Origin of the sequence: Pannonibacter sp. I15F10I1 (assembly GCF_900185665.1) — a bacterium.
Taxonomy (GTDB): Bacteria; Pseudomonadota; Alphaproteobacteria; order Rhizobiales; family Stappiaceae; genus Pannonibacter; species Pannonibacter indicus.
This window is the reverse complement of record NZ_FYAN01000003.1, coordinates 139,071-150,396: the sequence shown is the minus strand read 5'-3', so window position 1 is coordinate 150,396 and position 11,326 is coordinate 139,071. Positions and strand designations below refer to the sequence as shown.

The following is an 11,326-nucleotide window of genomic DNA, read 5'->3' as shown; positions in this document are numbered from 1 at the left end:
TTGCCGGTTCTCTGGGGTTTTTTGCCGTGCCGACCTTGACCCGACTGATCCTGGTTCTGGCCCTTCTGGGGGCTGCTGGCTATGGCATCGTCTTTTCGCTGGCGAATTTTGTCCATCCGAGCGAGCGGGAGATCACCGTGCGGGTGCAGAAGGATGGCTTTGCCCGCTGACGGGCGGCTACAAGGGTGCAGCCAGCATGAACAGCAGCATCGAAGCCTTTCTGGAAATGATCGCGGCCGAGCGCGGCGCGGCGCTCAACACGCTGGAAAGCTACCGGCGCGATCTGGAGGATTTTTCGGACTTTCTGGGCTCCACCGCGCCGCAGTTGGCGGGCCAGGACGATATTTCCGCCTATCTCGGCGATCTGGCAGGGCGCGGTTTTGCGCCGTCCTCGCAGGCGCGGCGGCTTTCGGCCCTGCGCCAGTATTTCAAGTTTCTGTATGCCGAAGGCATGCGCACGGATGATCCGACCCGCACGCAAGGGGCGCCGAAGCGCCGCCAGTCCCTGCCCAAGGTTCTCTCCGAAGACGAGGTGGACCGGCTGATCGAGGCCGCGCGCAGCTCTGCTGATGCGGTGCAGGCGGGGGACGATGAGGATTTGCAGACGGCCGCCAGCCGCCGCCTCAGGGCCGCGCGGCTCTATACGCTGCTCGAAGTGCTTTACGCCACGGGCCTGCGTGTGTCCGAACTGGTGGCACTGCCGGTGAAGGCGGCGCAGCGCGATGCCCGGCTCATCGAAATCAAGGGCAAGGGCGGCAAGGAGCGGCTCGTGCCACTGAGCTCAAGGGCGCAGGCGGCGATGAAGGACTATGTGGCCTTGCGCAACGCTGCGGGGGCCTTCACCGCCAGCCCTTGGCTGTTTCCGTCCTATGGCGAAAGCGGTCACTTCACCCGTCAGGCCTTTGCCCGCGATCTCAAGGCTCTGGCCGCCTCCATCGGCCTGGATGTGCAGAAGGTCTCGCCGCACGTGCTGCGCCATGCTTTCGCTTCTCATCTTCTGCAGAACGGCGCTGACCTGCGCGTCGTGCAGCAGCTGCTGGGCCATGCGGATATTTCCACAACGCAGATCTACACCCATGTTCTCGACGAGCGCCTGCAGGCCCTCGTCGAAGCCCATCATCCGCTGGCGAAGCGGTAGGGTTTGGGGTCACTTCGGCATCAAGGCCCAGTAATCGAAGTCCAGCACCACATTGTCCGCATAGACCCCATCTGCCGTGGCATAGGGGAAGTCCGCGCAGGGGGTGTTTCTGGTGGCAACGAGCCGCAGGCGCAGCGCGCCCACGTCTTCCCGGCCCTCGATCGTTGCCGTATCGATTACTTCCGACCAGGCATAGACCGTGTTGCCGGCAAACAGCGGTGCCACGTGGCGGCCGGCGTTGATGGCGGCGATGTGGAAGGCGGAGCCCAGCCCGTTGAAGGAGAGGGCGCGGGCTAGTGAGATCACGTGGCCGCCATAGATCAGCCGCTTGCCGAAGCGGCCCTTGCCTTCCGTGTGCTGGTTGAAATGCACCTTGGCCGTGTTCTGGTAGAGCCGGGTGGCAAGCTGGTGCTCGGCCTCTTCCACCGTCATGCCATCCACATGGTCGATGCGTTCGCCGGGCACATAGTCATCAAAGCGGAAGCGGCTGCCGGCCAGATCATTGTCCCAGTTGGCCGTGTCGAGCAGCGGCACCGCATCGCCAAGAGCATCCGGCGCAATGCTCTCGGGCAGGGTCGGGACAACGGGCGCAGGCGCCGGATTGCCGGGGTCCCGCTTGTTGACCATGACCCAGCGCACGTAGTCCAGAACCTCGGTGCCATCGGACTTGTAGCCGGTGGAGCGCACATAGACGACGCCGGTCTTGCCGTTGGAGTTTTCCTTGAGGCCGATCACTTCCGATACGGCGGACAGGGTGTCGCCGGGATAGACGGGGGCAAGGAAGCGCCCGCCCGCATAGCCGAGGTTTGCCACGGCATTGAGGGAAATGTCCGGCACCGTCTTGCCGAAGACGATGTGGAAGGTCAGCAGGTCGTCGATGGGCGCGGCCGGATAGCCCAGTTCCTGCGCGAAGGCATTCGAGCTTTGCACCGCAAAACGCGGGCCGTAGATGGCTGTGTAGAGCGCTACGTCACCGGCGGTCACCGTGCGCGGGGTTGCATGCCGGATCACCTGGCCGATCCGGAAGTCCTCGAAGAAATTGCCCGCGCTGGTCTTGCTCACGTTCCGCCTCCCAAATCGTTGCATCTGCGGATGATTAAGACCGCTGCCCGGCTCCGGGGCAAGGGGAACCTTGGTTGAAGGCCTTGGGACAAGCCGGCGCAAGGGAGGACAGGTGCAGGGCAGGGAAGGCGCGGGGTTGGCGGCAGCGTCCCCTGCCTTTATAACCGCCTTCCGCGCCGCATACTGGGGCCTGCCGGATGGCAAGGAGCATGACTGACATGGCAAACGAGTTTCCGCAGGACCTGATCGACGGTTATGGCCGCTATCTCCAGAAGGGCTATGTCCGCTTCCGCGAGCAGCAGGAGCAGCTGGCGATTTATGGCCAGAAGCCCGAGGTGCTGGTCATTTCCTGCTGCGACAGCCGGGTCGCGCCGGAAGGTGTGTTCCATGCAGGTCCCGGCGAGCTTTTCGTGGTGCGCAACGTTGCCAATCTGGTGCCGCCCTTTGAGCAGACCGAAGGCCAGCACGGCACCAGTGCCGCGCTGGAATATGCCGTGCGCGTTCTCAAGGTGAAGCATATCGTTGTCATGGGCCATGCCAAGTGCGGCGGTGTGCAGGCATTCCGGCAGAATGCCAATGCACCGCTGGCGACGGGCGAGTTCATCGGCCGCTGGATCAAGCTGCTGGAGCCTGCTGCCATCGCCATGGCCTGCATGCCGGTGGACCGGCTGGATGACCCGCAGCTGGCGATGGAATATGCCGGTGTGCGCCAGTCGCTGAAGAACCTGCGCACCTTCCCTTTCATCGATCAGGCCTGCACCGACGGCTCTCTCAAGGTTCACGGCGCCTGGTTCGATATCGGCAGCGGCGAGCTGCGGGTGATGGACCCGGAGACCGAGCGGTTCGAAACCTGCCCCGGCTACGAGATTATTGCGGCGCCGCAAGGCTGATGATCTGGAAAGAGAACGGGAAAGGGCAGGGGTGGAGAAGCCGCCGCCTGCCCTTCTGTCTTTGTGCCGTCCTGAGGTCAGCCCCTGGGCGAGACGAGCACGAGGCTCCAGAACACCTTGTACTTGGAGGAGGGGCTGTAGGCGGTGGCAATGCCCATGCGGGTCACGCGCTCATCCAGCATCACCTTGTTATGGGTGGGCGACTCGCGCCAGCCGGAGAAGGCCTCAGCCAGTGTGCGGTAACCGGCGCTGACGTTCTCCACGCCATAGGACTTGCTCTCGCCGATGGCATCCAGCCGGTTCTTCAGCTGGTTCTGCGGGTAGAGCGAGGCACGGATATCATCCGCCGCTGCGATGACCCTTGCCTGCTGCTGGGCAAGGGTGATCAGGACCGGGTCCGCGACGACGCGGCCGCGCCCGTTGTTCTCCCGGTACTGGGAAATCATCTGCTGGGCCGTTGCCTGGTCGATAACGGCGTTCACACGTGCCAGATCCCGGTAATAGGGCGGGACGTCGGCCGGTGTCTTGCTCTGGCAGCCAGCCAGCAGCAGCGCGCCGCCCAGCATCACGGAACCTATCAGGATCTCGCGCCTGGAAGCGATGGCTTCCTCATCAAAGTGCATGTTGTCGTCGCCTCTTGTCCGGTCGCCCCGCAACCCGCCGAATCGTATGTGCACATTAGGCCGGAAATCCGGCGCTGAGCGATAGACGGCGCGTGGAATTCCCACGGCAAATGTATCTTGGGTTGAGGTATTGTTATTTTTTCCTACCTCTCCGCGGAATTCATGAAATTTCTGCTGGATGGTTCTGGAAAATTAAGCAAATCATGCGTTCTAAATGCGATGAATACCGGCAGAAAAAAAGACCGGCAGGTAAAATTCGACATCGGGCAATCGCGGGGCAGCTTTTTGGGATCGTCAGCTGAAGAGCCAATCAGGGTGCTGGTTGCAGACGACAGTGCAACTGTGCGCAAGTTTATTGAGCGGGCACTGCAATATTCAGGTTATGACGTTGCCATCACCGCTGCGGCTGATGGAAAGGAAGCGGTCGAGCTTCTGAGCAAGAACGCATTTCAGATTGCCTTCCTCGACATCAACATGCCGCAGCTGAACGGCGTCGAGGTCATGGCGGCCATTCAGGTCATGGGTTCGAAGACTTTCGCCGTCTCCATGTCCGATGGTCTCGATGAGGCGGCAGAGTCCAAGCTCAAGAACTTCGGTGCCTACGACTTTCTGGCCAAGCCTTTCACGGCTGCGCAGGTCAAGCATATCCTCGATGTCTTTCAGGCCATCAGCACGCCCTTTGACGTTCTGATCGTGGATGACTCGACGACTGTCCGCAAGATCGTGCGCAAGGTGCTGGAGCGGTCGATCTTCAAATTGAACATCGTGGAAGCCGGGGACGGCGCGGCTGCCATCAAGCTGGTCAGCGAGAAACCCTACCGGGTGATCTTCACCGATTTCAACATGCCGAACATGACGGGTCTGGAACTGGCCGAGCGGTTGTCGACCGTGGCGCGCGGCTCGGATGTGATCCTGATGTCGACCGAATACAATGACACACTGGATTCAGCTGCCGAGAAGGTGCGGGCGCGCGCTTTCCTGCGCAAGCCCTTCTATCCGGCGGACGTGGACAGCATCCTGCATCACCTCTTCGGTCTGCGCCATTCGCGCTTCTCCAAACAGGTGCGCATGTTCGCGATGACGTGATGCGGGCCGCCTGAGGGCCGCCCGCTCACTGATGACCACCTTCAGCGCTTGCCCGCCTCCAGCACATCTTCAAAGGTCCGCAGGCCCGGCACCGGCGAGTTGACCAGAACGGCCATGTTGCCCGGCGCATGCTGGTTCTTCCACATCTTGGTGTGGGCCTTGGGGATCTGGTCCCAGCCGAACACTTCCGACATGCACGGATCGATGCGCCGGTCGATGACGAACTTGTTCGCCTCGGACGCCTGCTTCAGATGGGCGAAATGTGAGCCCTGAATGCGCTTTTGCCGCATCCAGACATAACGGGCATCGAAGGTGATGTTGAAGCCTGTCGTGCCCGCGCAGAAAACCACCATGCCGCCGCGCTTGACCACCAGAGCCGAGACCGGGAAGGTCTGCTCGCCCGGATGCTCGAACACCATGTCCACGTCATTGCCCTTGCCGGTGATGTCCCAGATGGCCTTGCCGAACTTGCGCGCTTCCTGCGTCCAGGTGTTGAACTCGGGGGAGTTGACCTTGGGCAGCTGGCCCCAGCAGTTGAAATCCTTGCGGTTGATCACGCCCTTGGCGCCCAGCGACATGACGTAATCGCGCTTGTCCTCGTCCGAGATGACGCCGATGGCATTGGCCCCGGCAGCTGCAGCCAGCTGCACGCCGAAGACGCCAAGGCCGCCCGAGGCGCCCCAGACCAGCACGTTCTGGCCCGGCCGCAGCTGGTGCGGTGCATGGCCGAACAGCATGCGGTAGGCGGTCGCAAGCGTCAGCGTGTAGCAGGCGGCCTCTTCCCAGGTCAGGTGCTTGGGGCGCGGCATCAGCTGCTGCGACTGGACGCGGGCGAACTGGGCGAAGGAGCCATCCGGCGTCTCGTAGCCCCAGATCCGCTGGGTGGGCGAGAACATCGGATCGCCGCCATTGCACTCCTCGTCGTCGCCGTCATCCTGATTGCAATGGATGACGACTTCATCGCCCACCTTCCAGCGCTTCACCTTGGAGCCGACGGCCCAGACAATGCCCGAGGCATCGGAACCGGCGATATGATAGGCGCTCTTGTGGCTGCCGAAGACGGAGATGGGCTCGCCAAGCGCGGCCCAAATGCCGTTGTAGTTGACGCCTGCGGCCATGACGAGAACCAGAACCTCGTGGCTGTCGAGCGTCCAGGTCGGCACCACTTCCAGCTTCATGGCCTCTTCCGGCGGGCCGTGCCGGTCCTGCCGGATGGCCCAGGCATACATCTTCTCCGGCACATGGCCGAGGGGCGGGATTTCGCCGATTTCGTAAAGATCCTTCAAGGGTGTGTCCCCCTTCGTCAGATTGTCATTCGCCTCGGATGCGGCCTGCGATGCTGCCTGTGCCACGGTCGCCATGGGTGTCCTCCTCCACTCCGGCATGAAACTGCCAGCCCGGCTCTTGCACGCCTCCCTGCGGCGCAGGACTATTGCAGCGCAGCAGCGGTTGGGTGCGAAAGACCCGCTATCGCGCAACTATCCGTCTAAAATTGCGTTTGATCTATACGACTATTGCTTAACTTGCGTTACGGCAGTCTGCCCTGTTTTGCGGTGCACAGAAGGCCAGGGCGGCGGGTGCAGGGCAGGATCAGGTGAGCGGACGCGTTCCGGTCACCTTCTCCACGATGGCCCGGGCAATCTCATGCTCGCCCATGATGATGGTGCCGACACCAAGGCCGGCGAGATGGTCCACCTCCGCGTCGAAATGCGCGCGGGCGATGATGTCGATCTCCGGATTGGCGGCCTTGGCCTGCATGACGATCTGCCCCGCCTCGAAGGCGTTGGGAATGGCGATGATCAGCCGCCGGGCCTCTGCGATGTTGGCGGCCTGCAGCACGTCCTGACGCGCGCCATTGCCAACGATCACCTCGATGCCGGCTTCCTTCAGCGCAGTCAGGGATTTGTCCGCATCCTCGATCACCAGCAGCGGTTCCCCTGCAGCCTGCAACTCCCGCCCGGTGAGGCTGCCGACCCGGCCGAAGCCGACGAGAATGGTATGCCCGGTCTGGCTGGTGGCCTGCACGACCGGCGTCTTCGCCTGCTTTTCAGCCGGTTGGGCCGCCGGTGCAGCGGCGGCACCTTCCTCCTGTGCTTCCGTTTTGGGCTTCAGCCAGTCGATCGCGGCAAAGAACAGCGGGTTGAGCAGGATGGACAGGATGGCGCCGGCAAGGATGAGATCGCGGCCCTGGTCCGGCAGGAGGTTCAGCTTGCCGCCAAGCTCGGCGAGAATGAAGGAGAACTCGCCGATCTGGGCAAGACTCGCGGCAATGGTCAGTGCGGTCTCCCGCGAATGCCCGAAGAGCCGGACAATGACAAAGGCCGCAACAGACTTGCCGGCGACGATGATGAAGACCGTTGCCATGACGGGCAGCGGGTCCTCGATGATGCTGGCCGGGTCGAACAGCATGCCGACCGAGACGAAGAACAGCACGGCGAAGGCATCGCGCAGGGGCAGGGATTCCTCGGCGGCCCTGTGGCTGAGCTGGGATTCGCTCAGGATCATGCCGGCGAAGAAGGCCCCCAGCGCCAGCGACACGCCGAAAAGCTTGGCCGCGCCAAAGGCGACACCCAGAGCGATGGACAGGACCGCAAGGCGGAACAGTTCGCGCGAGCCGGTGTGGGCGATGTAATGCAGGATCCAGGGGATCACCCGCCGCCCGATGATCAGCATCAGCGCCACAAAGGCCGCGACCTTGACCAGCGTCAGACCCAGGACGCCCCAGATGCCAAGGCCGAAACGGGCGGCCAGCGGATCCGGAGCGATGTTGCTTTCCCCGCCGATGACACTGGCAATTGCGGGCAGGATGACAAGCGCCAGCACCATGGCCAGGTCTTCGACGATCAGCCAGCCGACCGCGATGCGCCCTTGTTCTGTCGCAACGAGGCGGCGCTCTTGCAGGGCGCGCAGCAGCACCACGGTGCTGGCAACCGACAGGGCAAGGCCGAAGACAAGCCCGGAACGCAGCGGCCAGTCCATCATCCAGGCAAGGCCAGCCCCCATCAGCGTCGCGGCGAGGATCTGCACCAGTGCGCCCGGCACGGCAATCGCCCGCACCGACAAAAGGTCCTTCAGCGAGAAATGCAGGCCGACGCCGAACATCAGCAGGATGACGCCGATTTCTGCAAGTTCGGGCGCCAGATTCTGGTCGGCCACGAAGCCCGGTGTGTGCGGCCCCACCAGCACGCCCGCGATCAGGTAGCCCGCCAGCGGCGGCAGCCTCAGGCGGTTCGCAATTGCCCCCAGAATGAATGCGATGCCAAGTCCGGCAACGATGGTGGCAATCAGCGGCGTGTCATGGGGCATATGGCTGTTATCCTTCTGGAACTTTCTTTTTGATTGAGTTCGTCCGTGCGGTGCAAGTGCCCCGCCGGCAAAAAGCGGCGGGGCAGGTTGTTTTTATAGGCTCAGGCTTGCGCCGCCGGTTCGGCAGCCAGTGTTTCCGCCTTTTTCTGGCGGCGTTTGCGCCAGTCGCCGAGGAACAGCAGGATCGGCGCGGCGATGAACACCGATGAACTGGCTGCCACCACGATGCCGAACACCATCGGCACGGCGAAGCTCTCCACCGCGCTGCCGCCCCAGATGGCCATGGGCAGCATGGCCAGGAAGGCGGTGATCGAGGTGTAGAGGCTGCGGCCGAGGGTTTCGTTGATCGATTTGTCGATCATCTCCCGCAGCGGCATCTGCTTGTAGAGGCGCATGTTCTCGCGCATGCGGTCATAGACCACCACCTTGTCGTTGACCGAGTAGCCGACGAGTGTCAGCAGCGCGGCAATGGCCGTGAGGTTGAAGTCGATGCCGGTGAGCGCGAAGAAGCCGGCCGTCTTGGTCACGTCCAGCACCAGTGTGGCGATGGCGCCGACCGCAAAGGGCCATTCGAAGCGGGCCCAGATGTAGAGCAGCATGGCAAGGCTGGCCAGCATGACGGCAAGGATGCCCGCTGCCGCCAGTTCGCCGCTGACCTTCGGCCCCACCACCTCCGTACGCTCGACCTGGGAGCCGGGTGCAATCTGCGCAAGGTTGCTGCGGATGGTGTTGACGGCTGCCGTCTGCGCCTCCTCGCCGCCCGGCTGGCGCTCGGCCCGCAGGAGGACGTGGGTGGGATCGCCGAATTGCTGCAGGGCGATCTCGCCAAGGCCCAGCCCGCCCAGTCCGCTGCGCAGGCTGGCAAGATCCGCGGGACCTTGCGTTGTCACCTCCATCTGGATGCCGCCCCGGAAGTCGACGCCGAGGTTGAGGCCCGGCTTGATCAGCAGAGCCACCGAGGCAAGCGACAGGAAGATGGACATGCCGATGCCGATGAAGCGCCCGCGCATGAAGCGGATGCTGGTGCCGTCGGGGATCAGGCGGAAGCCGAAGGGCGGTTCGATGACCAGCTTCTTCAACCGCCACCTGCGCACGATGGCCGTCATGATGACCCGGACGATCGACACGGCGGTGAACATGGAAATGGCGATGCCGAGGCCCATGGTGACGGCAAAGCCGCGCACCGGGCCGGTGCCGAACCAGAACAGCAGCATCGTTGCGATCAGTGCCGTGACGTTGGAATCCACAATCGTCGCATAGGCGCGCCTGAAGCCGGCATCGAGCGCCGCATGGGCACTGAGCCCCTTGCGTGTTTCCTCGCGGATGCGTTCGTTGATCAGCACATTGGCATCCACCGCAAGGCCGATGCCGAGCACGATACCGGCAATGCCGGGCAGCGTCAGCGTTGCGCCCATCAGGCTGAGGGCGCCCAGCGTCAGCAGCACGTTCAGCGCCAGCGCGAAATTGGCGACAAGACCCCAGCGGCCGTAGAGCACCATCATGAAGGCAAACACCAGGCCGAAGCCTGCGATGCCGGTTTCAACGCCCCTTGCAATGGCATCGGCTCCCAGATCCGCGCCGACGGTCCGCTCCTCGATGACGGTGAGCGGGGCAGGCAGGGCGCCCGCGCGCAGCAGGGCGGCAAGGTCTGCAGCTTCCGCAATGGTGAAGTTGCCGCTGATCTGGCCCGAGCCGCCGGTGATCGGCTGCTGGATGACCGGTGCGCTCAAGACCTTGCCATCCAGCACGATGGCGAAGGGCTTGCCGGTGTTGGTCTTTGTGATTTCGGCAAACTGCCTTGCGCCGCTGCTGTCAAAGCGGAACAGCACCAGCGGAGCGCGGGTCTGCGGGTCAAAGCCTGCCCTTGCATCGGCCAGCCGCTCGCCTGACAGGGCCACACGGTTTTCGACCGGATATTGCGTGCCGCCTTTGACGGCGGGGAGCAGACTGACGCCGGCCGGCAGGCGTGCGCCCGGTGCGGCATCGGCCAGCATATGGAACGAGAGCTTGGCGGTGCTGCCGAGAAGCTCGCGGATGCGGGCCGGGTCCTGCACGCCGGGCAATTGCACCATGATGCGGTCCCCGCCCGCCCGCTGGATCACGGGCTCGGCGACACCGGCCTGATCGATGCGCATGCGGATGATCTCGAGGCTCTGGGCCACGGCCGCACTGATGCGGTCGCGGATGCCTTCTTCCGTCAGCTTCATCTCCAGCGTGCCGCTGCCCGTGCGGGTGATGGTCATGTCCGGCGCTCCGGCCATGCCGGGCATCAGTCCGCCTGCGGCGTTGATCAGCGGGCGCAGCGCTTCCACGGCGGCGTCCGTCTGCCCTTCATCCTTGAGGGCAATGGTGACGGTGCCGTCCCCGGCGCGCAGGGACGATGTGGCAATGCCGGCACTGGTCAGGCTCTGACGGGCCTGCCGCTGCAGATCGTCGATCCGGTCCTTCAGCAGGGCCTTCGTGTCCGTTTCCAGCACGAGATGCGATCCGCCGCGAAGATCGAGGCCCAGTGTGACGGGCTGTTTCGGCAGCCAGCCGGGCAGGCTGGCCAGTTGTGAGGGAGACAGGAAATTGGGCAATGCCGCCAGCAGCCCGAAGATGATGACAGCCAGATAGGCTGCAAGCACCCAGCGTGATTTGCGCATGGTGTGATGATCCATGGAACGGCACGCCCGCGCAGAGCCAGTCCTGCGCAAGCGTCAGCCGTGGAGAAAAACAGGGAAAGTCAGGTCAGAAAGGGAGCAATGCTCCGTCAGGCCGCAGCCGGAGGGGCGCGGGCATCAAAATCGCGCGGCAGTGCCAGTGCGGGCAGAGCAGGGGAAACCGCTGCCTGTGCCAGCCGTCCGGCCTGCGGAAGGTGCTCTGTGCCTGAGGGGGCAAGGCCAGCCGGATCAGACCCTTGCGGAGGTGGGGAGAGGTGACGGTCCGGCCCGGACTTGCGCCATTCTGCCGTTGCAGTGCGCCAGGCGTCTCTGGCGCGCTGGGCCGCTTGCGCGGCCTGTCCGGCGCTGGCAAGTCCGGCCTCGGCCCTTTGCAGATCCGGCCGGGAGATTTGTCCCGGCAGGGCCGTCCATTGCAGGGCGGCCAGAAAAGCCAGCAGCAGCAGCTTGAACAGACCCGGCGCAAGGTGCGATGCACCTGCGATCCTGTCTTCTGTGTCTTGTCTGCTGTGTGCCGGTGTCATGCCATGTCCGGGGTACGCCGCCATCTCGGGCGCTCTA

At 63.8% G+C, this 11,326-nt stretch carries 10 protein-coding genes; 4 read left to right on the top strand and 6 right to left on the bottom strand.

Going from position 1 to position 11,326, the window contains the following annotated elements; translation table 11 throughout:
* The first annotated feature begins 35 nt into the window (after window positions 1–35).
* Together IF10I1_RS23065 and IF10I1_RS02370 are read left to right on the top strand one after the other, a co-directional pair.
* Window positions 36–170 (top strand): hypothetical protein, encoded by a 135-nt coding sequence (locus tag IF10I1_RS23065; RefSeq protein ID WP_256387608.1) that lies wholly within the window; start codon window positions 36–38, stop codon window positions 168–170.
* A gap of 26 nt (window positions 171–196) precedes the next feature.
* Window positions 197–1,138 carry a site-specific tyrosine recombinase XerD gene (locus IF10I1_RS02370; protein WP_186392405.1) on the top strand — a complete coding sequence of 314 codons (942 nt, stop codon included), beginning with the start codon at window positions 197–199 and terminating at the stop codon, window positions 1,136–1,138.
* A gap of 9 nt (window positions 1,139–1,147) precedes the next feature.
* Here the strand turns inward: IF10I1_RS02370 and IF10I1_RS02365 are convergent, their stop codons facing one another.
* The gene (locus tag IF10I1_RS02365; protein WP_186424343.1) at window positions 1,148–2,200 is read right to left on the bottom strand and encodes a MaoC family dehydratase; all 1,053 of its coding nucleotides are present in this window, start codon (window positions 2,198–2,200) and stop codon (window positions 1,148–1,150) included.
* 209 nt (window positions 2,201–2,409) lie between these two features.
* On the opposite strand from IF10I1_RS02365, the gene IF10I1_RS02360 reads away from it, so the two are divergent.
* Complete coding sequence (locus IF10I1_RS02360; protein ID WP_208977121.1) at window positions 2,410–3,090, top strand: carbonic anhydrase; 681 nt, start codon at window positions 2,410–2,412, stop codon at window positions 3,088–3,090.
* Between the two features lie 77 nt (window positions 3,091–3,167).
* Here IF10I1_RS02360 and IF10I1_RS02355 read toward each other — a convergent pair whose 3' ends face one another.
* Window positions 3,168–3,713, bottom strand: a complete 546-nt coding sequence (locus IF10I1_RS02355) for a CAP domain-containing protein (RefSeq protein WP_186392406.1) — start codon at window positions 3,711–3,713, stop codon at window positions 3,168–3,170.
* A 162-nt stretch (window positions 3,714–3,875) separates the two neighbouring features.
* On the opposite strand from IF10I1_RS02355, the gene IF10I1_RS02350 reads away from it, so the two are divergent.
* Complete coding sequence (locus tag IF10I1_RS02350; RefSeq protein WP_208977122.1) at window positions 3,876–4,799, top strand: response regulator; 924 nt, start codon at window positions 3,876–3,878, stop codon at window positions 4,797–4,799.
* A 41-nt stretch (window positions 4,800–4,840) separates the two neighbouring features.
* Here IF10I1_RS02350 and ccrA read toward each other — a convergent pair whose 3' ends face one another.
* The 4 genes from ccrA to IF10I1_RS02330 form a co-directional block, all read right to left on the bottom strand.
* Window positions 4,841–6,160: a crotonyl-CoA carboxylase/reductase gene (ccrA, locus tag IF10I1_RS02345; RefSeq protein ID WP_208977123.1), complete on the bottom strand. Its 1,320-nt coding sequence runs from the start codon at window positions 6,158–6,160 to the stop codon at window positions 4,841–4,843.
* Window positions 6,161–6,389: 229 nt separating this feature from the next.
* The gene (gene ybaL, locus IF10I1_RS02340; RefSeq protein WP_050473926.1) at window positions 6,390–8,105 is read right to left on the bottom strand and encodes a YbaL family putative K(+) efflux transporter; all 1,716 of its coding nucleotides are present in this window, start codon (window positions 8,103–8,105) and stop codon (window positions 6,390–6,392) included.
* A gap of 101 nt (window positions 8,106–8,206) precedes the next feature.
* Window positions 8,207–10,750 carry a protein translocase subunit SecD gene (gene secD, locus IF10I1_RS02335; protein WP_186392407.1) on the bottom strand — a complete coding sequence of 848 codons (2,544 nt, stop codon included), beginning with the start codon at window positions 10,748–10,750 and terminating at the stop codon, window positions 8,207–8,209.
* A 107-nt stretch (window positions 10,751–10,857) separates the two neighbouring features.
* A complete protein-coding gene (locus IF10I1_RS02330) occupies window positions 10,858–11,289 on the bottom strand; it encodes a hypothetical protein (protein ID WP_186392408.1) in 432 nt (143 codons plus the stop codon).
* Between the last annotated feature and the right edge of the window lie 37 nt (window positions 11,290–11,326).

What these genes read in the sequence shown, in the direction of transcription:
- ccrA (WP_208977123.1), bottom strand. Translation starts at nt 6,160, where the DNA reads ATGGCGACCGTGGCACAGGCAGCATCGCAGGCCGCATCCGAGGCGAAT.
- secD (WP_186392407.1), bottom strand. Translation starts at nt 10,750, where the DNA reads ATGCGCAAATCACGCTGGGTGCTTGCAGCCTATCTGGCTGTCATCATC.
- IF10I1_RS02360 (WP_208977121.1), top strand. Translation starts at nt 2,410, where the DNA reads ATGACTGACATGGCAAACGAGTTTCCGCAGGACCTGATCGACGGTTAT.
- IF10I1_RS02330 (WP_186392408.1), bottom strand. Translation starts at nt 11,289, where the DNA reads ATGACACCGGCACACAGCAGACAAGACACAGAAGACAGGATCGCAGGT.
- ybaL (WP_050473926.1), bottom strand. Translation starts at nt 8,105, where the DNA reads ATGCCCCATGACACGCCGCTGATTGCCACCATCGTTGCCGGACTTGGC.
- IF10I1_RS02355 (WP_186392406.1), bottom strand. Translation starts at nt 3,713, where the DNA reads ATGCACTTTGATGAGGAAGCCATCGCTTCCAGGCGCGAGATCCTGATA.
- IF10I1_RS02350 (WP_208977122.1), top strand. Translation starts at nt 3,876, where the DNA reads ATGAAATTTCTGCTGGATGGTTCTGGAAAATTAAGCAAATCATGCGTT.
- IF10I1_RS02370 (WP_186392405.1), top strand. Translation starts at nt 197, where the DNA reads ATGAACAGCAGCATCGAAGCCTTTCTGGAAATGATCGCGGCCGAGCGC.